Consider the following 24,067-nt stretch of genomic DNA (forward strand, 5'->3'; position numbering starts at 1 on the left):
TATGGAAAACTTTTTAATGAGTGTATCGATGTTTTTTTATAGGGTGCAGGATAAGGTCAGCATGACTATGTCTTTTTTTGTCATGGCGGCATGTATCATCGGCATTGTTCTTGTGCTCTTTTTTGCAAGTACAAAATTAAGAAAAATAAATGCTGTGCTTGCAATAGTATTGTCAACTGCCTTATCCTGTATTCTAATGATTCCGCTGATGACGGCATTTAATTCCTTTGTAAATAAAAAGGTGGTTAACGAGGTAACTGACAGTCAACTTGCCGAAATTGAGGCGCGCAAAGCTCAGATAAAACTTCTTGCAGCAAATCAAGAATTAAAAGAAAAGGAAAAAGAAATTCTTGACAATAAAATAAACATGCAAAAGCAATCAATCGAAATAAGCGGTTTAGAAGACAGTTTAAGAGTTTTACAAAATACTCAATTGAACATGCAGAGCTTTAAGGAAATATTGGAGCTTGGATTACTGGAAGCGAATTTAAAACAGACCACCTTGTATCGAAAACAGTTAAGCGGTATGTCAACCGGAATGGGTTTAAAGGCAGATCAATACTATGATGAAGGGCTTGTTATTTTAACCCACGATATCGATGCAAAATTCGGTGTCGATTTAAAAAGAATTAAAATTACCGTATCAAAGGATTTTCCGAATATTCTTTGGATAAAGGATATTCAGCCTAAATTTTTAGGAGCAAGCAAAAACAAGCACATAAAAGAAGTTGCCGAAATAAGGCGGGTTGATATAAAAAACAATATTAAAACATATAATATCTTAAACGGTCAATCCGAGGTAAAAAAGGCAAATCAATATGCAGATCTATGTGAACAAGAATACCAAACCCGTTTAAGTCAGGGCCTTGAAACGAATTTTATGAATGATGCCGTTTTAAAACTGGCCGAAAATTTTATAAAACTTATTTTAAGCCCTCTAAAAAAAGAAATCAGGTTCGATTCCGGTCTTGGCGGAGATACTATGTCATTGGAAGACTATATCGAAACCGAATTAAAAGAAATCCAAGCAAAATGCTTAGAACTTGAAGATAGCAATAAAACCCTTGATGCCGAAACTCAAACAAAAGAAAAAGAACTTGAAAATTTAAAATCGAAGATAGGTGACTGAAACCTAAAAGTCGGTAAATTTAAATTCAAAAAACATTAAAATTTATTAAAAAAATTGAAATTTTTATAAATTTATGTTTGACAGATGAAATTTTGGATGATAGATTTAAATTAGACATCGGAGGAAAATATAAACTTAAGAAAATTATTTTGTAGCGATATTATTTTTCCTTCGATGTTCTTATTATAGGGTATGGATTATGAATAAAAAAATAATAAAAGATCTATGTATTCTTTTTATATTGTATATTCTTGTTTTTTATATAAATTCGTATATTCATAAGTTTTTATTAAATAATTTTTATAATTGCTATTATGCTTTATTCGGTAAATATAATAAAATTGTTGACCTTCTAATATCTTTACTATTTATAATTGTTTTATATTTATTGTATCTAAAAGAAATGAAGATAATATTTACTTATAAAAAATTAAATTTCTTTTTTATTGTAAAAAGTTTGATTTATATATTATCAATTGGAATGATATATTATATAATATACTTTATCTTTGATAATGCTTTTCTTTTTAATTTTTTTAAATACTTTAATGATATTTTAAGTGGCAAAAAAAATATTACTATATATGATATTCTGATTTTAGAAAAATCGCTAAGGCCTTGTTTTGAACCTTTTATGTTTATAGCTACAGTAATTATCAGTCCTATTTTTGAAGAAATACTATATAGAGGGCTTATGTATAATAAATTAAAAGAAATAAGTAATGCCTTTATTGGTGTACTTATTTCTTCAATACTTTTTGCTCTTTTACACATACCAAAGTACGGTTTTGGAATAAATACATTCTTTTTATTTTTAGTAGGAATTTTATTGGCTTATTGTTATGAAAAAAGCAATAATATTTATGTTCCTATTTTTGTTCATTCAATTAATAATTTTTTTATATTTTTATTTAATTATGTATATTTTTATTTTTTAATAATTATTTATTTTATAATTTTTATTGCCGGTATAATGATAGCTATACAAGAAATAAAAAAACACCTAAAAGTGCGAAAAACTTTTAATCTTGTACAATCGGCTTCTCTATCGGAGAGTGAAAAATAATGTAATCGGCAAATTTAAATTCAAAAAACATTAAAATTTGTTAAATAAAATTGAAATTTTTATAAATTTCGTAAATTTACGCTTGACGGGTGAAATTTTATATGATAGGCTTAAGTTAGACATCGAAGGAAAATATAAACTTATGGAGGATTTATATGAAAAACACACCATTACTTAAAATGAAAGGTATAACAAAAGATGACGGTATTATTTTAAATGACGGTCTTATTCTTGATGGAATAAGTGATTCATTGAACGATGAAAAAGCTTGGGATGATGGTATGATGCCTATGGGAGGTGTTATGGAAGGAGATCCTAGGCGCAATCATGATTTTGGCCCTGGTCCTGGAGGTTGCGGTTGCGGCGGAGGAGGTTCAGGAAGCATAATTACAGAAAAGGAAATTATTTTATAACGATAATATTTTTCCTTCGATGTTCTTATTATAGGGTATGGATTATGAATAAAAAAATAATAAAAGATCTATGTATTCTTTTTATATTGTATATTCTTGTTTTTTTTATGCTTTCTTATGTCGGTAAATTCCTTTTTAAAAATTTTTATAATTACTATTATATTTTATTTGTTAAATATAATGGAATTTTTGGTATTTTATTATTTTTACTGTTTATAATCATTTTCTATTTATTTTATTCAAAAGATTTAAAGATAATATTTACTTATAAAAAATTAAATTTTTCTTTTGTTGTAAAAGGGTTGATTTATTTGTCATCAATTATGATGATATATTATATAATATACTTTATTTTTGATAATTCTTTTCTTTTTAATTTTTTTAAATATTTTAATGATGTTTTAACGGGTAAAAAGAATATTACTATATATGACATTTTGATTTTAGAAAAATTGCAAAGACCTCGATTTGAACCTTTTATGCTTATAGCTACAGTAATTATCAGTCCTATTTTTGAAGAAATACTATATAGAGGACTTCTATATAATAAATTAAAAGAAATAAGCAATGTATTTATTGCTGTATTTATTTCTTCAATACTTTTTGCTTTTTTACATATCCCCGGTTACGGATTTAATATAAAAATGTTTTCTCTTGTGCTTGACGGAATTTTATTGACTTATTGTTATGAAAAAACCGATAATATTTATGTTCCTATTCTTGTTCATTCAATTAATAATTTTTTTATATTTTTATTTAAGTATGTATATTTTTATTTTTTAATAGTTATTTATTTTATAATTTTTATTATTGGTATAATAATAGCTATACAAGAAATAAAAAAACATTTAAAAGCGCGGAAAACTTTTAATCTTGTACAATCGGCTTCTCTATCGGAGAGTGAAAAATAATGTAATCGGCAAATTTAAATTCAAAAAACATTAAAATTTGTTAAATAAAATTGAAATTTTTATAAATTTCGTAAATTTACGCTTGACGGGTGAAATTTTATATGATAGGCTTAAGTTAGACATCGAAGGAAAATATAAACTTATGGAGGATTTATATGAAAAACACACCATTACTTAAAATGAAAGGTATAACAAAAGATGACGGTATTATTTTAAATGACGGTCTTATTCTTGATGGAATAAGTGATTCATTGAACGATGAAAAAGCTTGGGATGATGGTATTAAGCCTATGGGAGATTATTTTAACAGAGATCCTTTTCCAATTTCTCCCCCTTCTTATTGTTGCTGCGGAGGAGGCTCAGGAAGTATAATTACAGAAAAGGAAATTATTTTATAACTATAATATTTTTCCTTCGATGTTCTTATTATAGGGTATGGATTATGAATAAAAAAATAATAAAAGAACTGTGGTTTCTTTTTATATTGTATATTCTTGTTTTTTTTATGCTTTCTTATGTCGGTAAATTCCTTTTTAAAAATTTTTATAATTACTATTATATTTTATTTGTTAAATATAATGGAATTTTTGGCATTTTATTATTTTTACTATTTATAATTATTTTCTATTTATTTTATTTAAAAGATCTAAAGATAATATTTACTTATAAAAAAATAAATTTTTCTTTTATTGTAAAAATTTTGATTTATATATTATCAACCAGAATGATCTATTACATAATATACTTTATCTTTGATAATGCTTTTCTTTTTAATTTTTTTAAATATTTTAATGATGTTTTAACGGGTAAAAAGAATATTACTATATATGATATTTTGATTTTAGAAAAATCTCTAAAACCTCGTTTTGAACCTTTTATGCTTATAGGTTCAGTAATTTTTGGTCCTATTTTTGAAGAAATACTATATAGAGGGCTTATGTATAATAAATTAAAAGAAATAAGTAATGCCTTTATTGGTGTACTTATTTCTTCAATACTTTTTGCTCTTTTACACATACCAAAATACGGTTTTGGAATAAATATGTTTTTTTTATTTCTAGCAGGAATTTTATTGACTTATTGTTATGAAAAAACCAATAATATTTATATTCCTATTCTTGTTCATTCAATTAATAATTTTTTTATATTTTTATTTAACTATGTATATTTTTATTTTTTAATAATTATTTATTTTATAATTTTTATTATTGGTATAATAATAGCTATACAAGAAATAAAAAAATACTTAAAAAGGAGACAAATTTTAAGTGAAGTATAAACTGATACCTTACCTCATGTACAAGAATGATGAGATTACCGTCATTCAAAATGAAAAAACTACCTGCATTATAACCGATACAAATTTAATTGATTTTTTTACAAGTAATGACGATGATTATAATCTTACCTTTACCCTTGAAGACCTTAAAGAACGATACGGCGAAGAAGGTGAGTTCTGTTTGGATTTTTTATTAAAAAATTTATTGGCGATTAAAGATGAATTTACGTCTCATCCGATAAATCGGCTTTATTTTTTTACCAATTCAAAAGAAATTGCTTCTTCATTAAAATTCAATTTATCGGGATTAAATATTCCCTATGATGTTATCACCTTCGATATAAATCTGGTAAGTGCCGAATTATTTTTAAACCTTGATAAGGATGCCGTATATTATATTGTTTTAAATCCCTTTAATTATAAACTATATACAGAACTTGCAAACTGCTTAAAAGAAAATAATGTTATCCACAAATTAGCTTTTTATTATAATTATAGCTTTTATTTTACAAATTATCATAAAGCCGATTGGCATAACCCTTGTCCCTTGTGTTATTTCAGTCATTTGGAAGGCTCTTTACGCTCCCAATCAAAACTTACGGGCAATGTTTCATTTCAAACAATTATCGACCTCATATACACAAAAACTGTATATTTTAATACCGAAAGTATTCTCGATAATTTTAAAATTATCCGGCTGATAAATGAGATTATAGACGATATAACGGATTTAAATGATTATACCGTAAAACTTATAAAACAACTGAATATGAAAACAGGCAAAACCGATTATGATATTGCAATTCCTTGGGAGGTTTGTCCTTGCCATGAATAATAATTTTATATTAAATTCCATATTAAAATTTTATCAATTAAGTAATCCTTTAAAACCCTTATCAGCCGATAGGACGATTGATGTAAATTTATTAAAAAATAATTCCGAAAATTATTCTAAAATTAATTTAAAAGAGTATTCCATTGAAAAATTACCTAAACTAATTATTGAATTAGACTCCCTTATAAATAATATGCAAAATAAAGATTGTTCATATTTCCCCGTTGTTTCTTTTTATAATACCGATTTTGTAGAAGCGGGAAATTATGCTTATGACAGTAGTTTTAAAAAGTTTATAAAATATTCCGAAATAAAAAATCTTAATGCCGAATACCAAATATCCGTTTCGTTTTTTGCTTCTTTGTATAACTCCTTATATAAATACGGAGCTTCATCTTTTATAAAATCTATCCTTTCAATAGGTGAAGCCGCAGGAAAAATAAAATCCTTTTGCAATAACTATGATTTTGTATTCACGGAGAATATAGAGAATTTTAATAAAACTTCTTTTGATCTTAATATTGATTCATTAAAACAGCTTTATATCACCACAATCAATATAAAGGGTATGCCCTATGTTTGATTATTATCAAAAATCTTTTTTTATGAATAAAACGGTTTTTAATGATGATCCTATAATTGGTTTAGGCGTTTTTAAAGTTGAAAAAACAAAAAATAAAAAGAAAATTTTCCCATATTCTAACACCTCATCAGGTAAAAATAAAATCGAAATTTTCGGAAAACTGCATAATGAATTTTTAGAACGCTTTAAAATGGTAAATAATTATCGCAGCAATAAAAAAACTGAAATTATTTTAATTAACGGATTAAAAAAAACTCTTGTAAAACGCAATGTGCTTACTTACGGTTATGATTCAAAATATGGTCATAAGGACACCACAGGAACGGCATCGGGTTTGAACTCTGCTATTTTAATAGAAAAAGCAATTTGCGAACTCTTAGAAAAAAATGAACTCATGCTTATGTGGTATAAAAAATTATGCAGCCTTGTAAAAATTACTCCTGCCGTAAAAGCCGTTTTACTGCAATACGGAATCAATGAAAAAAATATAAAAATATTTTATGCTCAAAATATAAGCAATATTCATACTATAATTGTTTTTATTTTAAATGATAATTTACAGATAATCGGTTCGGGTATTTCAGGCGATAAAGACGTTATGCACACCCTTGTTTCTGCCATTGAAGAAGCTTTAATGCAAAAATGGATGGACGAGCTTTCGCCTAAGTCTATGTATCTTAAAAATAATAAAAAATTTGACGATTATTTTTTTACTCTTTGTAATGTAAAACAAATAAGTATTGAGAATTTAAAGTCTGTACAAAAAATAATAATAAATCCGCCTTTTGATGATATTGAAGTAGGTTTATTAAATATTGCAGGTTGTAGAAGAGAAATTACCATAAAAGCTATATCAAAAACTATGTTTAATTGTATTCCTACAATTTCAAATATAAGGAAAAATAAAACAAGAGTTATTTCCGTTCTTTACGGTATTGAAAAAGAGTTAAAAAATGCCGTAGAATGTGCTGTAATATAGGGAGTTCAATATGTACGGCTTTTCATTTAATATAGGTGCAACAGCATTTAAAAATGATTTAAAAAATATAACTTGTTATAAAAACCTTGATTATGCAAATATTGTCGGAAATGCTATTCGCAATACTAAATACGGTGCTGCTCTTTGTGCAATAGGAGAGACCTACGAGAGAAATGCTTTAATTGAGTATAATCATATTCAGAACAAATCAATAGAATCTTTTTCATTATTGGATAATACCGTATATAACTTTTCACTTGATGAGCTAAAACAAAAGAATATTTTTTTTGATTCTTGCGGATGTGCAGCTCATGTAAATTCAAATAGTTGTCTTAAAAATGCTTTTTTTGAGTTTTTGGAAAGGCAAAGTTTTATTTTTTGGTATCTTTCAAAAGGTAAAAGTTATAAGATAGATAAAAGTATTTTGCACAAATATAATAGCTATAATATTTATTTTAACAATTTTGAATGTTATGAAATAAGTTTATCGGAATCATGTTATGTTGTCTTTTTTATAGGAGAATTAAAAGGTAAAATAGCGGTTTCTTTAGGTTCAGGTAAAAATCTAAACACAGCGATTATTTCAGCCTTAAATGAATTACATCAAATGTATTTAAGTCTCCTCAACGGCATAAAAATAGATGATAGTAAACCCAAGGATTATTCCGAAACCTATTTATCAATAGCACCTGAAAGAATAAAAAAAGCTTTTGAGTTTATAAATAAAAATGCCGTAAATTATACTGACCGTACCAAAAAGCAATATATTTCCATAAATGATGAGGTAAAAATATTAAATCAAAAATACAAAATGAATCCTCTTGTGTCTTTTTTGCCTCTTGATGAAACAAAAATAAACAATATTAAGGTGTGTAAAATTTTTGATTTAAATTGGTTTCCGTCGCTTTTACCTAAGACTTTTGATAAAAAAACTTATGATTTTATAGAATCGGTTACAGGTAAAACTTTGGATAGACGATGCACCTATATTCCTTTTCCGTAAATTCATAAGGAGTGCTTATATGTTAAATAAAAAAAATTTAAACCGCTGGTCTGCCTTATTTATAAAGCCGTTTTTTCCGGCCTTGTTTTTTCTCCTTTGTTTTTCTCTTATAGGTAATTATGCGTCTACCTTTGAACCTCTTTTTACAGGCAAAATAATCGATGCTTTAACCTTGAAGGACAGGGATGCTTTTTTCGCTTTTTTAAAAATCATTATTATTTTTCAAATTGCAGGTCTTGCCTTTTCACTTTTAAGTTCTTGGTTTCAGTTTTTGCTTCAGCGTAAAATAACCGTCTACACCGAAAGCCGCCTTTATTTAAACCTCTTACATTTACCGCCTAAGGGAAGTTCAGAGCAAGATTCGGGTAAATTTTTAAATCTTTTTTTATCCGATTTAGGAGTGATGACGGGTATCTATACTTCTCAAATTCCTTCTATAATAACTTCGCTTATTATGATGGGTATAATAGGTTTTAGACTCTTTAAAATAGATATTTTTATTTTTTGTCTTACGCTCATAGTTTCGGTTATTCCCGTTTTTTTGGCAAAATATTTCGGAACAAAACAGGCTGCCGTAAATGAAGTTCAGCGTAAAAGGCAGGATGAATATACTGCATATATAAATGAAACAATAAGGGGTTTACAGGAAATAAAAAACCATTCTTCACAAAAGTTTTTTATTTATAAGTTTAAAAATATTTTAAAGTATATTTTTATACACGTAAAAGAATCTACGATTATCGGAATGCAGTCATCTACAGCTTCTTTTTTTACCAACTTTACCATAAATATTTCTTTATTTGCCATTATCGGTTTAACCGTTCTTGAAGGAAAAAACACCGTCGGCACTATTACCGCCGCCCTCATGTATTCTCAAAAGTTTAGAAGCCTTGTTTCTTCCTGTGCCGAAACCTATAAGGGAATTATAGTCTCCTTTGTTTCGGTAGAACGCTTAAAAACTATTTTTGATGAAAGGCAAAATTCTTTTTCAATTATAAAAGAAGAAAAAGATACTTCAAACATAAAAAAAATCAAAATAGAAAATTTAAAGTTTGCTTATAAAAAAAATAATTTTCTTTTTGAAAAATTAAATGCTGAATTTACATTCCCCGGTCTTTATCTTATTAAGGGAGAAAACGGTTCCGGTAAAACAAGTCTTTTTAATATTTTTTCAGGGACTATTAGTTTTAAAGGTGAATCGGTATTAGAAGGTAAAATCATTTTTTTAAATCTTGCGGCAAGACTTTCGTATATAAGTCAAAATCCTTTTATTTTTTCAGGGTCAATAAAAGAAAATCTATTATTCGGTAAAGAAGTAGATGAGGTTACAATAAATGATATTTTGACAAAAACAAAACTTGATAAGGTTATAGATTCTTTGGAAAAGGGGCTTGATACGCAATTAGGCGGAAAAGAGCACATTCTTTCACAAGGACAAATTCAGCGTCTTGCCTTAAGTCGCTGCCTCTTGCAAACAGGCGAAGTTATTTTATTTGATGAAGTTGAAAATGCCCTCGATTCGGAAACAAGCCTTGCCTTAAACTCTCTTTTATCCGAGCTAAAGACAAAAAAACTTATTTTAATGATTACACATCGATCATCCTATGATAAAATAGCCGATGGGGTGTTTAAAATTGGAAAAAGAGGTGTATTATGAAAAAAGAAAAACTATTAACGGCTATCCGGTTGCAGCACAGGGCTGAAATTCGGGGATACTTTACAATTTTCTTCCTTTTCTTTAGAATATAGCCATCTTCTAAAATTAAAACTTTTTTTAGAAGGCTTAAATTTAATCTAAACTTAGGAAGACCTTATGAGCACTCTTATTCACGGCTTTGAAATTATAAGCAAAAATCCTTTACCCGAATTTAATGCTATAGGCGTTTATGCAAGGCATAAAAAGACGGGACTTGAACTTTATCACATTTTAAACGATGACGATGAAAATCTTTTTTCATATAATTTTATGACGAGCTCTCCCAATTCGACGGGGGTAGCTCATATTATCGAGCACACGGTTTTATGCGGCTCTAAAAACTATCCGCTTAAAGACCCCTTTATGGTTTTGGCAAAGCAGAGCGTTAATACCTTTTTAAATGCCATGACCTATCCCGATAAGACAGTCTATCCCGCAAGCTCCTTGGTTGAAGCCGATTATTTTAACCTTATGTCGGTTTACGGGGATGCGGTCTTTTTTCCCAACCTTGACGAATGGGCTTTTAAGCAGGAAGGACACCGCTTTGAGCTGGACGAAAACGGAAAGATGAGCGTTCAGGGAGTTGTCTTAAACGAGATGAGGGCTAATTATTCCGACTTTGACGGGGTAATGTATGATTGGGCAGCAGCTTCTATTTGTCAGGGAAGCATCTATGCCAAGGATTCGGGCGGCTCTCCATTGGAGATTCCCGATTTAACTTATGAAGAATACAAGGCCTTTCACAAAAAATATTATCATCCCGTAAACTGCCGAATTTTTTTAATGGGAAATATTCCGACAGAAAAGCAGATGAAATTTTTAGAAGAAAAATTTCTTTCTAAATTTGAAGCTGCCGAAAAGCCTCCCTTTGTGCCGCCGATTGAGCCATACGCAGAGCCCCGTTTCTTTTCGGTACCGGCTCCCGCCGGTGGCCCTGCTTCGGCAGGTGATACTGCTTCCGCCGAAGAGATGACTAAGGATTCCGTAATGCTTAACTGGCTTCTCCCCGAAACTTCGGATACCGAAAAACTTATGCAGGCCTATCTTATAGGAGAGGTTTTAATCGGGCACAGCGGAGCCTGCTTAAATAAGGTCTTATTGGAATCGGGAATAGGGGAAGACCTTTATCCTTATAACGGCATAGGAAAAAGCCTTAGAAACATCACCCTCACAATAGGAATGAAGGGAATTAAAAAGGAAACGCATGAGGATTTTAAAAAGCTGATTCTTAATGCGCTTGAAGAGCTTGTAAAAAAAGGAATCGACCCTAAAGAAATTGAAACGGCCGTTCATTCCATAGATTTTAGCAACAGAGAAATAAGAAGAAACTACGGGCCCTTCGGCATTAACCTGATGGAGCGTGCTATGGCAGGCTGGACATACGGGGTAAGTCCCGAAAAAACTCTTCAATACACTCCCGTTTTTGAAAAGGTAAAAAAAGACCTTGCCTCCGATAAAAGGTACATCGAAAAACTGATTGAAAAGTATTTACTAAAGAATAAACATCATGCCCTTGTAAGAGTTTACCCCGATGCGGATTTTTGTAAACGCTTGGACGAAAGTCTGGAAAAAAGGGCTGAAAATTTTAATGCAGGTTTAACTGAGGATGCTCGCAGGGCCATGCTCAAAGAGCAGGAGAGGATGAACGAGTTTAAACAAAAAAGCGATTCCCCTGAAATGCTCGCCCTTATTCCCCATCTTTCAAAGAAAGACCTGCCTCCTCTTCCGCCTCCGATAGATGAAGAAATTGCCTTTATCGGAAAGGTTCCCCTTGTTATGCATGAGCAGCCTACAAACGGGATAGGTTATTTTCAATTAGCCTTTCCTGTAGACGGTTTAAGCGAAGAAGATTATAAATATCTGCCCCTTCTTTCAAGTTGTCTTACGGGAATGGGAACCGAAAACCTTGTATGGAGCGAGGTTTCTTCCAGGCTTGCAAATTTACTTGGAAGCTTTTCGGCAAGTGCAGGTGTTTTTACGGCAAACAAAAATCTTTCTTTATGTAAAAATGCGGATAAGATAAGGCTTTCCGATATAGCCGGAAGGGATTGGCTTTTTGTTTCAGGGAAGATACTCGGTGAATTGATTCCTGAAGCTGTCTGCTTTGTTTTGCAGTTTTTAAACGAAATTTCTTTTGACGATAAAAAACGCTTAAACGATTTGGTAACCCAGAGGAAAAACGATTTTGAGAGTCTCCTTGCCCTTGACGGAAACAGCCTCGCTCTTCTTAGGGCTAGTGCACCCCTGTCCGAAAAAAATGCACGGAGGGAGATGCTTTCGGGATTAAGTCAGCTTAAATTTTTGAGGGAGCTTTATTTAAAAGTTAAAGAAGATAATTCTAAAAAAGCCGATTCCGAAAATGCTGATTCCGAATTGAATAAATTATCAAATAAATTAAGTGCCGTATATAAATCGATTATAAAATCAGGTTTGATTATTGAAGTTACCGGTACAAAAGAAAATCTGGCCGCTTTAAAAACTGCCTTTGAAAAAAACTTAAAAGGCTTTAAGGCTCCCGATAAGGCTGATAAGATTGTCTTTGAAAATCCATTTAAATTTAGGCCTTCTGAAAAAAAGAGGTTGGAGCTTATTCCGGCTTCTCTTCAAGTAGGTTTTGCAGTTTCTGTTTTTAAGGCTGCAGCTTTCGGTTCAAAGGAGCAAGCCTCACAGTTAATCCTGTGTAAATGGCTTTCAAGCGGCCCGATGTGGGAAAAGATAAGAAGCATAGGAGGAGCCTACGGTGCCTTTACCGTTCCTATGTCCTTGGAAGAACTTTTAGCCTTTGTTTCCTACAGGGATCCGAACCCGATAAATTCTCTTTCCGAATTTTTAAACTCGATAGACGAGACATTTACCCAAGACTTTTCGGAAGAGATGATAGAAAAGCTTATTACGGGAAGATACAGCAAGGAGATTATCCCGATGACTCCTGCAGGACGAGGGGCGGCAGCCTTTAGGGATCTTCTTTCGGGTATTTCATATTCCGAAAAAAAAGAAGTCGTTGAAAAGATGCTGGAAACAACGGCTGAGGATTTGCGTAATTGTGCAAAAAAATTATCGGTTCAAAGGGATTCCCTTTCTTCCGTAGTCTTGGCTTCCGATTCGGCTCTTGCCCAAAAGGAAACGATAAAAGAACTTTATCCCGATCCCCTTCTTTCGGAGAGGGTTTGAGGAAGTCTAAACAGGGCTTTAAGGAGTTTTAAATGGGTATTTTAAAAGCAGCTTCAAGCAAAAAAAATCTCCGCCCCTGTGTTATAGGGATTGATCCGGGTTTGGCAAATACGGGCTATGGAATTATAAGTTTTTCAAATAACCGCTTTGAGTGTATAGAATACGGCTCAATAAGTACCGAGCCCCATTTAGTCCAAGGGGAGAGGCTTTTAAAAATTTTCGATAGGGTTGCGGCTCTTATTGAAAAATACAGGCCTAAGGAGGCCGGAATAGAAACCTTATATTTTGCAAAAAATGCGACGAGTGCAATGTCCGTTTCGGAAGCCCGCGGCGTGGTTCTTTTGGCTCTGGCTCAAGGGGGGGTAAGGGTAGGAGAGTATGCTCCCAATTCCATTAAAAAAGCCGTAACGGGTATTGCTCAAGCCGAAAAAAGGCAGGTACAGGAAGCCGTAAAATTGATTTTAGGCCTAAAGGAAATTCCTAGACCTGACCATGCGGCCGATGCCTTGGCTGCTGCCATTACAAAAATAAATTTAGGAGATGTAGGGGAGGTACAGGCTTATGTTTAACAGCATTTCTGGAATTTTAAGCGGTAAAACAACCGATTCCGTCTATGTTGAAAATTCAGGTATTGAGTGGGAAATCTTTGTTTCGGCCTTGGCCCTCGATACCTTAGGCACTGTCGGAAAAGAGGTAAAGGTTTATACATGGCTTTATCACAGGGAAGACCAGATGAGGCTTTTCGGTTTTCCCAATCAGGCAGAGCGCTCCTTGTTTTTAGATCTTACGAAGGTTGAGGGGGTAGGGCCCCGTCAAGCCTTAAAGATAATGTCGGGGCTTAATTCCTCTTCTCTTGAAAAAGCCTTGGAGGAGGGCGACATTGACACCCTTCAAAAAGCTCCCGGAGTAGGCAAAAAGACTGCCCAAAAAATGATTCTTGCCTTAAAAGGAAAACTTACCAATCTAAACGAGGTTTCCTCAAAGGGGCAGGCTTCCGTTTCTTGTGAATATGAAGACATCGTTATGGCCTTAACCGAAATGGGCTTTGAAAGAAAATCCGTAATCATCCAAGTCGAAAAAATAGCCGAAGAAATGAAGGCCGCAGGTTCCGATCCTCTTAAAAACGAAGAAGAACTTTTTAGACGCTCAATCGTCGCATTGAGTTGAACCTGCTGCCTCGCATAATTTTTTAATCCTTAAACCTGATTCTTACCGAACCTATCCCGCCTTTGACGGTAATTGAGTTTTGGGCGATTGAACCGCTTTTTTGCCTATCGGCTAAAAAGGTTTTTGATTTTTTACCGTTTATTATGACCTCTCCTAAACCTGCACTTACATCAAAATCATAATCTTTTTCGGAACCATTTATTTTAAGATCCACTTCGCCTATTCCTCCCTTGACTGAGGTCTTACCCAGGGCCGTACCCGAAAAGCTAAATGAGCCGACACCGGATTTTATATCCATATTGGTTACTGTAGAATCCTTAAAGTTTACTTCTCCGACTCCGGCTTTTATTTCGGCATCCTTTGAAATCTTTGCATCATAAATATTTACTTCTCCGACTCCTGCTGAAAGATTAAATTTTTCTACATTGATATCGTGAATATCGAGTTCTCCGACTCCGCTCTTTATTTCAAAATTATTAAATACGATATTCCGCGGCAGGCTGATATATATTTTAGGCGAATTATTTTTAAAATTAAAGCCCAGATTCTTAAAAAATTTTGAAGGAGTGTTGTCTTCAAAACTGATTGTGTCTCCTTTTTTTTCTACATCAAAATACTTAGGATTAATCCGTTGAATTTTATATGAGGCTTCATCAGCACGATCGCTTATTTCTATTTTTACCTCTCCGACTTCTGCCTTAAGAAAAAAATTCTTAATTCCATCCAAGCTGATTGTTTCAGCCTTTTCGTACTCATCTCCAAAATACTCGTTCATATCATCCCCCCAAGATTCTAGGTCGTTTTCCATATCTTCTATGCCGTCTTCCATACTCTCGGCCGCCGACATAATTTTATTATACGTTCTGTCAATAAAATTCCGTTCACGAATTCTACGCTTAGATCTATAAAAAAATCTTCCGCCTAAACTATAACCTATGCCGACAAGCATAAGTCCCAAAAGAATAATTAAAATTGTCTTTCCTATTTTATTCATATAAATCCCCTTAATGATGTTTTGTGTGAATCGTTTATCGATTATCTTAATAATTTAATAATCGCAAGTATTATTAAAGCCGGAATACCCAGAACGATTGCACCTGCAAATAAAACCGGTATCAGCCAAAAAACCAGTTTAAAAGCAAGAGCTAAAATTCCCCCGACAATCCCGAAGACTGCAGCAATAATTCCGAAAACAAAAACAATAATTAAAAAAGCAATTAACATTTTTCCCTCCATAATGTGATGTTTTGTGCTTTGCACAAAACTCAAAGATAAATAGTGAGGCAGAATTTCTGCCGAGCTATTTATCGCCCCTCCATAAATTAAATTTTTTTTACCAGCTGCGATATTTTTCTTATAATCGCAGTAACAAAAATATATAAAAGTCTGGTAAAACCTATGGCTATTAAAATAGCTCCTATTAAAAGAATGCCTGTACCGAAGTCTACAAAAAGCATACCGAATGCGAATACTGCCAATATACCGCCGCCGAAAACAAGGGCAATAGAGGCAACGCAAAGTCCTACGCATAGAAGAACTATTACTACGGTAAGAATTACGGCCAAGGGTATTGCAATCGGAGCTGCAAAGATTCCGAGGATTGTAAACCATAAGGCTCTTAAACCTCCCCTTGCCGATTTTCTTGCTCCTTCGGCTTCTTTTATTGCATAGTCCGAAAGGATTTTTGAAGCAATGTGGGCAGGGCTTCTAAGCTCGTCTATTACCGTTTGCTCATTTTCACTTCCAGCCTCATCAAAATATTCTTCATAGAATTTAATTGCTTCCTTTCTATCCTTATAGGGCAGATGCCGAAGCCTGTCTTCAAGCTCTTCAATGAATTCTCTTCTTTTCATTTTATTCTCCTTCCTGAGTGCTTATTTTAATTTTTCCGAAAGCAGTGCTGATCTTTATGTTTGTATCTGAAGTTTTACTTCCGAGGTTAAGCCTGTCTCCTCGTCCTTCAATATTTTTCCCATTTAGTTTTACACTGCCTTGTTTAGAAAAAATATTTATATCGTAATTTTCTACTTTATCAGGTAAATTAAGATCCACTGAACCTATGGCAGAATTAATTTTAGCATAGTCATGCAGATTTCCTTGGAATATGATACTTCCTGCTCCGGTGTTTAGTATAACTTCATTAAAATCGCATTTTTGGAATTTATTTGTTCCCGCCCCCGTATTGAATTTTCCTCTGTCCGATTTTAATTCGTTTCCCGTTATATTTCCGGCTCCCGAATTTGCATTGATGTAGGAGCTTTCGGTTTTTATAAAGTCAATTGTTCCTGCCCCTGTCGATGCGGAAATATTACCGGCTTTTATGTTTTCAAATTTGATAGCACCTGCCGAAGAAGAAAGCTTCATAGTTTCAATATCCATATCGCTTATATTTATGGAACCTGCAGAAGTATTAAAATCTATTTTTTTGTGTAGACCGCTTTTTACCGAAAAATTCCCGCATGTTGTGTAGCCTTCAATGATTTCGACATTTACTTCTTCTATTTTTAAAGAACCCATCTGGGAATTAAATTCGAGCTTTTCAAGACGAGTATCTTTGGGAATATTTATGATGATTTCTCTTTTGCCTGCATTAAAAGAGGTATTTATGTTAAAATTTTCCAAAAAGGAAGCAAAGCCTTTTTTGCTGAAAAAGAAAACGGGCTTTTCCTTTATTATAAGCTTTCCGTTTTCAATCTTTGCCGAAAAATCATCATCTGCAATATTTTGAGTGGTATACTCAATTTTTTCTTCTTGAGAAGCATTTATTAAAACTTTTGCGGCTGTTATGTTTAAAATAATTTCCGAAATGCCTTCGTCGGGCGAAAACTGCCGGGAAACTTGAGTATTTTCACCCTTATATGAGGTTTTATGAAAATCTATAATCTCCTCTGCAAGTTTTTTTGGTGCTCCAAGTTCTTCAATTGCTGCTTCTTCGTTTTCGGCATCTTCAAAGTATTCTTCATAAAACTCGATCGTATTTTTTCTGTCTTCAGGTTTTAAAACCGAAAGATAAGAATTAAGTTCAGTTAAAAATTGGTCCTTTGTCATCTTTAATCTCCTAAAGGGCTGTTCCCTTAAAAATCTTGTCTATTAGTTCCTTATAGGACTTCCATTCTCCAATGTAAAGTTCATGCTGCCTTAATCCCGCAGGCGTTATTTTGTAGTACTTACGGTTTCGTCCGTCGATAGGCTGGTCGTAGGTTTCCAAATATCCGCTTGTTTGCAGTCTTTTTAGAACAGGGTATAAGGTAGATTCCGATATTGGAAGAAGGCTTTTGACATCCTGCGTTAATTTGTAGCCGTAAGAATCCGAGTCTTTTAAAAGGGCTAGAACGCAGGCTTCAAGCAAGCCCGTATTTATCGAAAAAATCATCCCGTTAACCTCCTTGCTATATCTGATATTATATAATACTATTTAGTATATTATTTATATTTATATATTATATAAAATATAATATTATGTCAAGTATAAATATGAATTTTTTATAAAAATTTTGACAAAATTTTTAATATATGATAGTATGGGTGATAATTATTTATATTGATTGGCGGCTTAATAGGTGCCTTGATCCTATAAAAATTGAATATATTTGGAGGTAAAATATGAAAAAAATAATTTTGATTACTTTATTTTTTATGTGTATTTTGGCTATGGGCTTTTCCGAAGATCCGGCTACCGGTTTATGGAAAAGCGTGGACGAAAAAACCAATGAGGTTACCGGCGTCTGGAACATTTATGAAAAAGACGGAAAATTGTTTGGAGAAATGCTTGTTACAGTAGGTCATGATCCTAAGGAGCTTGCGTCTTCCTGTAAAGAATCCTATAAAGATTTTCCGAAAGCCGGAAAGGTAAACGAAATGCCGCTTGTAGGCACGCCTTTTATTTACGGTCTTGTAAAAAAAGAAACCGGTTCATGGCATAAGGGTTATATCATTGATCCGGGTGACGGCAAGTATTACTATTGCAAAATAAAATTTCACAAGGCTGACGGTAAAAAATTTAAAACCGATACCCTTGAAATGCGCGGAGAAATCGGTCTCGGCATAGGACGCAGTCAGTATTGGCTTAGAACCGACAAGGCAGAAACCGATGAATTGATCAAAAACAATGTAGTTAAGAATTAGTATCAACGTAATTCCGTATCGGGGATAAGGCTTTTTGCAATGGCTGTAAGGGCCTGAGCTTGAGAGAGAGGATAGGGCTCTACCGAGTTCCACTCAGGGTTTAAACAAGTTCCCGGTACAAATTGGGCTAGCCTCCATCTTGCGTTTTTAGGCAGGAGGGAGGCTATTTTTTTTATTTCGTCTTCAGATACGAGGGGCGGAGCCAAAACAGTTCTGTATTCTACTTCCGTTTTTTCGGTATTTGATTTTAGAATATCGAGGGTTTTTAAGAGTGCGGTTTTTGCTTTTTTTGCGGCTGAATCGGTTTTTGAGGCTAAAAGTTCCCCGTACCTTTCAGGCGAAGTCTTTACATCAATGGCTATCATGTCTGGTTGAAGATTGGAAGAGCTTAAAACCTCTTCTATGCGTTCCGGAAAAAGGCCGTTTGTGTCTATTTTAACTGCAAGGTTTAAGGACTTGGCTCTTTCAATGAGCTCGAACAAGGCAGGAGACATAAAGGGTTCCCCCCCTGATATTACAAGGCCTGAAATAAGGTTTTTCCTTCTTTCTAAAAATGTATAGATTTCGCTAAGCTCATAATAATCATTGGAGCTTTCCGGATTTGCAGTAAAGGAAGAAGGCGAGGCTAGGGCGAGCTCTGCATTGTGGCAGTAGGGGCATCGTATATTGCAGCCGGGCAAAAAAACCGCCGCTGCGACGCGGCGGGGAAAATTAACTAATGTGGTTTTTTGTAAACCTGCAAGCATTAGGCTATTTGTTCTTTTTTTTCTGAAAGGTTTTCCGAATTTGAAAAATTTAAGGAGCCGCTGATGGGCGGGCAATTACAGTCGGACAGAGTTTTTCCAATCCTTTCGTTTTCGGAAGAGAACATAAGCCTGTGGTTATATTCTTCCCGTTTTCCTTTGTTCCAGTTACGGACCGATCGGTAGTAGCCTACAATTCTGGCATAAACCTCAGTTCCCGTGCCATGAACATTTTCAAGTTCTTTTTTTACCTCTTCAATTTCTGCATTGACTTTTTCAATGTCTCTCATTTTTTCCTCCCAGCTTTCGGAATAAACCGTTATTTAGCGTTCTATTCCTTATATCGGCTATTCTAACACTATATATAGTGTTTGTCAAGTAAAAAGTTAAAAAAAATAGAATTTTTGCAATTTTTTTCTCTTGATGTATATAAAAATGTGTGGTATATTTTAGATGTACCTTGGAGGAAGTATGTCTGCTTTTGAAAAACTTAGAAAAAACGGAATAAATATTTCGGAAAAAGATATAAAAATTATTGCGGCTAAATATTCCATTAAAGAAATATCGGTTTTCGGTTCTTCTATTCGTGATGACTTTGATACTGATAGTGATATAGATTTACTTATCGAATTTTATAATTCGGAAACTATTTCTTTATACGATATAATTGATATTCAAGAGTATTTTGAAAAAATTACACAACGTCCTGTTGATATTGTTGAACCGGAAGGGTTGCTTAATCCATATCGTAGGGAGAATATTTTAAAGACAAAGGAAATACTATATGCAGCTTAATGAAAGAGATAAAAGCTATATATACGATATGTTGACATATTCAAATGAGAAATTGCTTCCAAATCTATACCGGAACTAATTGATTTATTAAATTCAAAAAAATTTATATGATTTTCTCAAAACTTATTGACAAAAGTTAGAATTTGTGTAGACTATCTAGCTAGATAACTCGTTATACCATTTGCGGTTAAATTAAGTGAATGACTATTTACCGCTTCAAACATGACTTTTGTCACTGGTAAAGCGGGTAAAAAATATGTAAACTTACAGAAATGTAAGGCGGAAAGTTAAAATGTAAGCTATAGTAAATGCTTGTTTTAATTTTTTATGATATTATGAACATCGAAAAACTTCAGCTTTTCGATGTTTTCCTTAGATTTATTTGCGATGTTTTTCATAAGTATTTATGTATCAATGACTTATGAAAAACTCGCCATCAGCTTTGCTGATAAGGCATCTGTAAAAATCTAACAAGGTTTTTACAGATTACCTATAATATGTACAACTTTTTTTGGAGGTTTTGTATGAATATTGTACAGGTTAAAAACTTAAAGAAGACCTATCCGTTGGGAAAGGTTTTAGTTGAAGCCGTAAAAGGCATCGATTTCGCCATCGAGCAAGGCGAATTCGTTTCTATTTCAGGGCCTTCGGGTTCCGGCAAATCAACCATTCTTAATATGATAGGTTTAATAGATACGCCCTCTGGCGGGGAGCTCATCATAAACAATGAAAGTATTTATAAGGAATCGGATTTTGCGTCTCTTTTAAAAAAGCAGAATAAAAAGGTTAAAGTTCCCAACAAACTGGATAAAAAAATGACCGTACTCCGCCACGAGTATTTGGGCTTTATTTTTCAATCTTTTAACCTTGTTCCGGTTTTAAACGTATACGAAAATATAGAATTTCCTCTTTTATTTGGAAAGGCAAAAGAGAGTAAAGCAAATCAAAAAGAGTGGATTAACTATTTAATAGATAAGGTCGGTTTGAGCGAATGGAAGAACCATAAGTCTAACGAGCTTTCAGGAGGTCAAAGGCAGAGGGTTGCCATCGCAAGAGCCTTGGCTACTAAACCTCAAATAGTTTTAGCCGATGAGCCTACTGCAAACCTTGACTCAAAGACAGGTATTCAAATTTTAGAGCTTATGAAAGAGGTAAACAGGGAACTTAAAACAACCTTTATCTTTTCGACACATGATGCAAAGATCGTAGATATGACCAACCACCGCATTAAGATTTTGGACGGTCAAATCCTCGAAGATGTAAAGGTTTCAGCTTAAACTTAGGAAAATTATTATGAATAAGACAATTTTTAAAATGGCGGTAAAAAATCTTTTTGCGAGTAAAGCAAAAATGATTATTACCTTATCACTTATAGGAATAGGAACTTTTTTGGTTATCCTAGGCTTCGGTATCTTAAATTTTTCATTACAGCAAACTCAAGCGGTGTGTATAAGCGATTTTTCGGGAGATGTTTTAATTACGGGCAAGCCTGAAAAAGACACTGTAATGGTTCAACTCTTGGGAGTTTTTCAGACAGTCAGTGTCAGCATGGATACACCTAAGATGCCCTATCTGGTTCCTTTTGAAAAAGTTAAGTCTAAGGTTGAAAGCCTTCCTGAGGTAAAAGGCCTTACATCTTCCGTTTTTGCAAGCGGTATGCTCAAGGCTCTTGATTTACCCGATTCATGGGAGGCCGAAGACAAGAACCGGTCCTTTCTTCCTTATGCACAGATTCTAGGAATTGAACCTGAAAGTTATAAAAATCTTTTTGATACGATTAATATTTATGAAGGAGAATATCCTAAAACATCAAACGGTAAGTTTGCTCTGATTCCGCGTGATTTAAAAGAAAAGTTTGAAAAATATTATGACAGACCCTTAAACTTGGGAGACGAGATTTTGGTAACGGCCTTTGCAGGAAAGGCAAGACAGCAAAAAGTTATCATAACGGGCTTTTTCGATTATGCTCATCCCGATACGGCAATAGACGGTATAGCCTACTTTGATGTAGATACAACCCGAATACTTGCCGATATGACCATGGGAGCAAGAGTTGCAGCGGCCATTCCCGATTCCGTCGATTTAAGCCTTTCAGAAAAATCGGAAGATGAACTTTTTTCGGATGATTCAGGTGCAGATATTATTGATACCGTACAGAATTCAAATTCAAAGATTGATTATGAAAATCTTTTGGGAAGTACCGAACTGCGCGATCGGCTTAACTTAGCCGACAATGAAGCTTGGCATCATATCGTAATAAAGCTTAAAGATTCTTCAAAGACTCAAAGCGTAATAAAAACCTTAAATGATTGGTTTAAGGAAGAAGGAATAAGCGCTCGAGCTGTGAATTGGGAACGCGGAATGGCAATGTATTACAGTGCAATAGAAGGAACAAGAATTCTTTTTATTACAATGCTGGCTATTCTTTCCGTAGTAGTTTTAATCGTTATAATGAATACACTGGTTGTCGCCGTTATGCAAAGAAGCTCCGAGATAGGAACGATGAGGGCCATAGGAGCTAAAAAAGGTTTTGTAAGAAAGATATTTTTTGCGGAATCTTTTTTTATGTCTTGCGTAGGTGTTCTTATCGGCTTGGTACTTGCTCTTATCGCTGCAGCCGTTGTGAATGCTTTTGACATCAGGGTCGGAGATATACTTGCAGCTATGTTCGGCGGAAAACAGATTAGGGTAAGTATTTCGATCGGTTCTGCCGTTTGGACAATGGCTGCAATGCTTTTAGCAGGTCTTGCAGCAAACTGGTATCCGGTAAGGCTTGCTTTAAAGATAAGTCCTCTTGAAGCAATTAACCGTTAAAAAGGAAATGGATTATGAATATATTAAAAATAGCATTTAGAAATTTAAACAGACAAAAAAGGCGAAGTATTCTTTTGGTTTTTGCGATAGCCTTTGCTTTCTTTGTCGTTATCTTTATGGACGGAATGACTTCCGGTGCCGTAAACAGTATGGCCGGAGAAATTTCAAAAATCGTAGGAGGCCATGTCTATATAATAGGATCAAAAAAGGCTCCAGATAAGTCGGCGGATGATCCTGCTCAAATTTATATGGACAAAAACGATGTTGAGTTTATAGAAAAGACCGTAAAAGAATTAGGAATAGAAACTACGTACATCATAAAAAGAAGTCGTGCATCAGGTAAGCTGATATTTGAAGGAAAAGAAGTTACCTCTCAAATTGACGGCTGCAAATTCGATGAAGAAAAAATTTTACATGACAGTATTCTTTTTAAGGAAGGAAGCTGGGAAGCCATGAAAAAAGAAAATGCAATTCTTCTTTCCGAATCGGTAGCCGCAACCTTAAATGTAGACTTGCACGATATAGTTTTACTTGAAACTAGGACATCACAAGGTCAGCTTACGGTTATTGAACTTCAAGTAGAAGGTATTGCAGTAAATCGCTCTTCATTCGGCGGAATCACAAATTACATCAATTTTGATTATTTGCAAAAAATTACGGAATTGGAAAAAGACAGTATAGAAGTATATTCGCTTTTTTTAAAAAATCCCGATATGCAGGAAATTTATGCGCAACAGCTTGAAAGAAAAATCGCAGAAACTCATCCCATTACAAGCAGGGATCTTGCCCGAACTATAAGCCCTTCACAGCCTGCAAGCAATGTATTTAAGCAACTTGAAGAAGGAAAGTGGCAGGGAACCAAATTCGGCATAGCTACTTTTTACGATTTTGCTCCGCAGGTTATTACCTTTATGAATACCTTAAACGGTATAAGTTTCGGTATTTTGATTGTGCTTTTGGTTATTACGATGATAGGTATTTCAAATACCTTTAAAATTATTGTGTATGAAAGAAGGGGGGAAGTCGGAACCATGCGCTCTTGCGGTGTTATGAGAAAACATATAAGGCGTCTTTTTCTTGCAGAAGCTTCATTTTTATCCTTATTCGGAGCCGTATGCGGTTTTGTCCTTGCTGTTCTTGTAATGCAGGTTATCTCGTTTATTCCGATAGCTGTAGATTCACCTTTTTCGGTCTTTACCAAAAACGGATATTTTGCATGGAACTTATCCGCGCTTTTAGTTTTTTTAAAGTTTGTGATAATGTTGGGTTTAACCCTGCTTACTGTAAGGGGCTCGGCTTCGAGAGCCGCTAATATGATTCCTGCCGAAGCGTTAAGGTCAGGAAAATAAGTTTTTATA

26 protein-coding genes are annotated in these 24,067 nt (G+C 33.6%); 19 read left to right on the top strand and 7 right to left on the bottom strand.

Features of this window, described 5'->3' with window-relative positions:
• The first annotated feature begins 1 nt into the window (after position 1).
• The 14 genes from HYB91_RS04140 to ruvA all read left to right on the top strand — a co-directional run bounded on the left by HYB91_RS04140 (position 2) and on the right by ruvA (position 14,232).
• On the top strand, positions 2-1,129 hold the full coding sequence (locus tag HYB91_RS04140) for a hypothetical protein (protein WP_002675247.1): 1,128 nt from the start codon (positions 2-4) through the stop codon (positions 1,127-1,129).
• Between the two features lie 199 nt (positions 1,130-1,328).
• Positions 1,329-2,195 (top strand): CPBP family intramembrane glutamic endopeptidase, encoded by an 867-nt coding sequence (locus HYB91_RS04145; RefSeq protein WP_253719643.1) that lies wholly within the window; start codon positions 1,329-1,331, stop codon positions 2,193-2,195.
• Between the two features lie 155 nt (positions 2,196-2,350).
• Positions 2,351-2,608 carry a hypothetical protein gene (locus HYB91_RS04150; RefSeq protein ID WP_002669654.1) on the top strand — a complete coding sequence of 86 codons (258 nt, stop codon included), beginning with the start codon at positions 2,351-2,353 and terminating at the stop codon, positions 2,606-2,608.
• 44 nt (positions 2,609-2,652) lie between these two features.
• Positions 2,653-3,519, top strand: a complete 867-nt coding sequence (locus HYB91_RS04155; protein ID WP_253719644.1) for a CPBP family intramembrane glutamic endopeptidase — start codon at positions 2,653-2,655, stop codon at positions 3,517-3,519.
• A 155-nt stretch (positions 3,520-3,674) separates the two neighbouring features.
• Positions 3,675-3,917, top strand: a complete 243-nt coding sequence (locus tag HYB91_RS04160) for a hypothetical protein (protein WP_002669651.1) — start codon at positions 3,675-3,677, stop codon at positions 3,915-3,917.
• A 44-nt stretch (positions 3,918-3,961) separates the two neighbouring features.
• The gene (locus HYB91_RS04165) at positions 3,962-4,798 is read left to right on the top strand and encodes a CPBP family intramembrane glutamic endopeptidase (protein WP_253716103.1); all 837 of its coding nucleotides are present in this window, start codon (positions 3,962-3,964) and stop codon (positions 4,796-4,798) included.
• On the top strand, positions 4,788-5,633 hold the full coding sequence (locus HYB91_RS04170) for an McbB family protein (protein WP_002675246.1): 846 nt from the start codon (positions 4,788-4,790) through the stop codon (positions 5,631-5,633). The genes HYB91_RS04165 and HYB91_RS04170 overlap by 11 nt, the downstream gene beginning before the upstream one ends.
• Positions 5,626-6,216 (top strand): hypothetical protein, encoded by a 591-nt coding sequence (locus HYB91_RS04175; protein WP_002675245.1) that lies wholly within the window; start codon positions 5,626-5,628, stop codon positions 6,214-6,216. The genes HYB91_RS04170 and HYB91_RS04175 overlap by 8 nt, the downstream gene beginning before the upstream one ends.
• Positions 6,209-7,195 (top strand): YcaO-like family protein, encoded by a 987-nt coding sequence (locus HYB91_RS04180; protein WP_002675244.1) that lies wholly within the window; start codon positions 6,209-6,211, stop codon positions 7,193-7,195. Before HYB91_RS04175 ends, HYB91_RS04180 begins: the two co-directional genes overlap by 8 nt.
• Positions 7,196-7,205: 10 nt before the next feature.
• On the top strand, positions 7,206-8,198 hold the full coding sequence (locus HYB91_RS04185; RefSeq protein ID WP_002675243.1) for a YcaO-like family protein: 993 nt from the start codon (positions 7,206-7,208) through the stop codon (positions 8,196-8,198).
• 19 nt (positions 8,199-8,217) lie between these two features.
• The gene (locus HYB91_RS04190; RefSeq protein ID WP_002675242.1) at positions 8,218-9,855 is read left to right on the top strand and encodes an ABC transporter transmembrane domain-containing protein; all 1,638 of its coding nucleotides are present in this window, start codon (positions 8,218-8,220) and stop codon (positions 9,853-9,855) included.
• Positions 9,856-10,011: 156 nt separating this feature from the next.
• Positions 10,012-13,065: an insulinase family protein gene (locus HYB91_RS04195; RefSeq protein ID WP_002675240.1), complete on the top strand. Its 3,054-nt coding sequence runs from the start codon at positions 10,012-10,014 to the stop codon at positions 13,063-13,065.
• A gap of 32 nt (positions 13,066-13,097) precedes the next feature.
• Positions 13,098-13,634, top strand: coding sequence for a crossover junction endodeoxyribonuclease RuvC (ruvC, locus tag HYB91_RS04200; RefSeq protein ID WP_002675238.1), 537 nt, complete (start codon positions 13,098-13,100; stop codon positions 13,632-13,634).
• Entirely contained in the window at positions 13,627-14,232 is a 606-nt protein-coding gene (ruvA, locus tag HYB91_RS04205; protein ID WP_002675237.1) for a Holliday junction branch migration protein RuvA, read from the top strand. The genes ruvC and ruvA overlap by 8 nt, the downstream gene beginning before the upstream one ends.
• Positions 14,233-14,254: 22 nt before the next feature.
• Here ruvA and HYB91_RS04210 read toward each other — a convergent pair whose 3' ends face one another.
• The 5 genes from HYB91_RS04210 to HYB91_RS04230 all read right to left on the bottom strand — a co-directional run bounded on the left by HYB91_RS04210 (position 14,255) and on the right by HYB91_RS04230 (position 17,605).
• Positions 14,255-15,226: a DUF4097 family beta strand repeat-containing protein gene (locus tag HYB91_RS04210; RefSeq protein WP_002675235.1), complete on the bottom strand. Its 972-nt coding sequence runs from the start codon at positions 15,224-15,226 to the stop codon at positions 14,255-14,257.
• A gap of 41 nt (positions 15,227-15,267) precedes the next feature.
• Positions 15,268-15,456 carry a hypothetical protein gene (locus HYB91_RS04215; RefSeq protein ID WP_002675061.1) on the bottom strand — a complete coding sequence of 63 codons (189 nt, stop codon included), beginning with the start codon at positions 15,454-15,456 and terminating at the stop codon, positions 15,268-15,270.
• 98 nt (positions 15,457-15,554) lie between these two features.
• Complete coding sequence (locus tag HYB91_RS04220; protein ID WP_002675232.1) at positions 15,555-16,085, bottom strand: DUF1700 domain-containing protein; 531 nt, start codon at positions 16,083-16,085, stop codon at positions 15,555-15,557.
• A gap of 1 nt (position 16,086) precedes the next feature.
• Positions 16,087-17,280 (bottom strand): DUF4097 family beta strand repeat-containing protein, encoded by a 1,194-nt coding sequence (locus HYB91_RS04225; protein ID WP_002675230.1) that lies wholly within the window; start codon positions 17,278-17,280, stop codon positions 16,087-16,089.
• 10 nt (positions 17,281-17,290) lie between these two features.
• Complete coding sequence (locus HYB91_RS04230; RefSeq protein ID WP_002669619.1) at positions 17,291-17,605, bottom strand: PadR family transcriptional regulator; 315 nt, start codon at positions 17,603-17,605, stop codon at positions 17,291-17,293.
• A 230-nt stretch (positions 17,606-17,835) separates the two neighbouring features.
• Between HYB91_RS04230 and HYB91_RS04235 the strand changes: the two genes are divergently transcribed.
• Complete coding sequence (locus HYB91_RS04235; protein ID WP_002669617.1) at positions 17,836-18,357, top strand: DUF2147 domain-containing protein; 522 nt, start codon at positions 17,836-17,838, stop codon at positions 18,355-18,357.
• A 2-nt stretch (positions 18,358-18,359) separates the two neighbouring features.
• Here HYB91_RS04235 and HYB91_RS04240 read toward each other — a convergent pair whose 3' ends face one another.
• Together HYB91_RS04240 and nrdD are read right to left on the bottom strand one after the other, a co-directional pair.
• The gene (locus HYB91_RS04240; protein WP_002675228.1) at positions 18,360-19,103 is read right to left on the bottom strand and encodes an anaerobic ribonucleoside-triphosphate reductase activating protein; all 744 of its coding nucleotides are present in this window, start codon (positions 19,101-19,103) and stop codon (positions 18,360-18,362) included.
• The gene (gene nrdD, locus HYB91_RS04245; RefSeq protein WP_002675226.1) at positions 19,103-19,390 is read right to left on the bottom strand and encodes an anaerobic ribonucleoside-triphosphate reductase; all 288 of its coding nucleotides are present in this window, start codon (positions 19,388-19,390) and stop codon (positions 19,103-19,105) included. Before nrdD ends, HYB91_RS04240 begins: the two co-directional genes overlap by 1 nt.
• Positions 19,391-19,571: 181 nt before the next feature.
• Here nrdD and HYB91_RS04250 point away from each other — a divergent pair, with 181 nt between their 5' ends.
• The 4 genes from HYB91_RS04250 to HYB91_RS04265 all read left to right on the top strand — a co-directional run bounded on the left by HYB91_RS04250 (position 19,572) and on the right by HYB91_RS04265 (position 24,058).
• On the top strand, positions 19,572-19,895 hold the full coding sequence (locus HYB91_RS04250) for a nucleotidyltransferase family protein (RefSeq protein ID WP_002675072.1): 324 nt from the start codon (positions 19,572-19,574) through the stop codon (positions 19,893-19,895).
• A 524-nt stretch (positions 19,896-20,419) separates the two neighbouring features.
• Positions 20,420-21,172 (top strand): ABC transporter ATP-binding protein, encoded by a 753-nt coding sequence (locus HYB91_RS04255; protein ID WP_002675224.1) that lies wholly within the window; start codon positions 20,420-20,422, stop codon positions 21,170-21,172.
• A 16-nt stretch (positions 21,173-21,188) separates the two neighbouring features.
• The gene (locus HYB91_RS04260) at positions 21,189-22,709 is read left to right on the top strand and encodes an ABC transporter permease (RefSeq protein WP_002675217.1); all 1,521 of its coding nucleotides are present in this window, start codon (positions 21,189-21,191) and stop codon (positions 22,707-22,709) included.
• Between the two features lie 14 nt (positions 22,710-22,723).
• The gene (locus tag HYB91_RS04265; RefSeq protein ID WP_002669609.1) at positions 22,724-24,058 is read left to right on the top strand and encodes an ABC transporter permease; all 1,335 of its coding nucleotides are present in this window, start codon (positions 22,724-22,726) and stop codon (positions 24,056-24,058) included.
• Positions 24,059-24,067: the final 9 nt, after the last annotated feature.

The organism is Treponema sp. B152 (genome assembly GCF_024181665.1).
Classification (GTDB): Bacteria; Spirochaetota; Spirochaetia; order Treponematales; family Treponemataceae; genus Treponema_B; species Treponema_B denticola.

What these genes read in the sequence shown, in the direction of transcription:
- HYB91_RS04140 (WP_002675247.1), top strand. Translation starts at nt 2, where the DNA reads ATGGAAAACTTTTTAATGAGTGTATCGATGTTTTTTTATAGGGTGCAG.
- HYB91_RS04145 (WP_253719643.1), top strand. Translation starts at nt 1,329, where the DNA reads ATGAATAAAAAAATAATAAAAGATCTATGTATTCTTTTTATATTGTAT.
- HYB91_RS04150 (WP_002669654.1), top strand. Translation starts at nt 2,351, where the DNA reads ATGAAAAACACACCATTACTTAAAATGAAAGGTATAACAAAAGATGAC.
- HYB91_RS04155 (WP_253719644.1), top strand. Translation starts at nt 2,653, where the DNA reads ATGAATAAAAAAATAATAAAAGATCTATGTATTCTTTTTATATTGTAT.
- HYB91_RS04160 (WP_002669651.1), top strand. Translation starts at nt 3,675, where the DNA reads ATGAAAAACACACCATTACTTAAAATGAAAGGTATAACAAAAGATGAC.
- HYB91_RS04165 (WP_253716103.1), top strand. Translation starts at nt 3,962, where the DNA reads ATGAATAAAAAAATAATAAAAGAACTGTGGTTTCTTTTTATATTGTAT.
- HYB91_RS04175 (WP_002675245.1), top strand. Translation starts at nt 5,626, where the DNA reads ATGAATAATAATTTTATATTAAATTCCATATTAAAATTTTATCAATTA.
- HYB91_RS04180 (WP_002675244.1), top strand. Translation starts at nt 6,209, where the DNA reads ATGTTTGATTATTATCAAAAATCTTTTTTTATGAATAAAACGGTTTTT.
- HYB91_RS04185 (WP_002675243.1), top strand. Translation starts at nt 7,206, where the DNA reads ATGTACGGCTTTTCATTTAATATAGGTGCAACAGCATTTAAAAATGAT.
- HYB91_RS04190 (WP_002675242.1), top strand. Translation starts at nt 8,218, where the DNA reads ATGTTAAATAAAAAAAATTTAAACCGCTGGTCTGCCTTATTTATAAAG.
- HYB91_RS04195 (WP_002675240.1), top strand. Translation starts at nt 10,012, where the DNA reads ATGAGCACTCTTATTCACGGCTTTGAAATTATAAGCAAAAATCCTTTA.
- ruvC (WP_002675238.1), top strand. Translation starts at nt 13,098, where the DNA reads ATGGGTATTTTAAAAGCAGCTTCAAGCAAAAAAAATCTCCGCCCCTGT.
- ruvA (WP_002675237.1), top strand. Translation starts at nt 13,627, where the DNA reads ATGTTTAACAGCATTTCTGGAATTTTAAGCGGTAAAACAACCGATTCC.
- HYB91_RS04210 (WP_002675235.1), bottom strand. Translation starts at nt 15,226, where the DNA reads ATGAATAAAATAGGAAAGACAATTTTAATTATTCTTTTGGGACTTATG.
- HYB91_RS04215 (WP_002675061.1), bottom strand. Translation starts at nt 15,456, where the DNA reads ATGTTAATTGCTTTTTTAATTATTGTTTTTGTTTTCGGAATTATTGCT.
- HYB91_RS04220 (WP_002675232.1), bottom strand. Translation starts at nt 16,085, where the DNA reads ATGAAAAGAAGAGAATTCATTGAAGAGCTTGAAGACAGGCTTCGGCAT.
- HYB91_RS04225 (WP_002675230.1), bottom strand. Translation starts at nt 17,280, where the DNA reads ATGACAAAGGACCAATTTTTAACTGAACTTAATTCTTATCTTTCGGTT.
- HYB91_RS04230 (WP_002669619.1), bottom strand. Translation starts at nt 17,605, where the DNA reads ATGATTTTTTCGATAAATACGGGCTTGCTTGAAGCCTGCGTTCTAGCC.
- HYB91_RS04235 (WP_002669617.1), top strand. Translation starts at nt 17,836, where the DNA reads ATGAAAAAAATAATTTTGATTACTTTATTTTTTATGTGTATTTTGGCT.
- HYB91_RS04240 (WP_002675228.1), bottom strand. Translation starts at nt 19,103, where the DNA reads ATGCTTGCAGGTTTACAAAAAACCACATTAGTTAATTTTCCCCGCCGC.
- nrdD (WP_002675226.1), bottom strand. Translation starts at nt 19,390, where the DNA reads ATGAGAGACATTGAAAAAGTCAATGCAGAAATTGAAGAGGTAAAAAAA.
- HYB91_RS04250 (WP_002675072.1), top strand. Translation starts at nt 19,572, where the DNA reads ATGTCTGCTTTTGAAAAACTTAGAAAAAACGGAATAAATATTTCGGAA.
- HYB91_RS04255 (WP_002675224.1), top strand. Translation starts at nt 20,420, where the DNA reads ATGAATATTGTACAGGTTAAAAACTTAAAGAAGACCTATCCGTTGGGA.
- HYB91_RS04260 (WP_002675217.1), top strand. Translation starts at nt 21,189, where the DNA reads ATGAATAAGACAATTTTTAAAATGGCGGTAAAAAATCTTTTTGCGAGT.
- HYB91_RS04265 (WP_002669609.1), top strand. Translation starts at nt 22,724, where the DNA reads ATGAATATATTAAAAATAGCATTTAGAAATTTAAACAGACAAAAAAGG.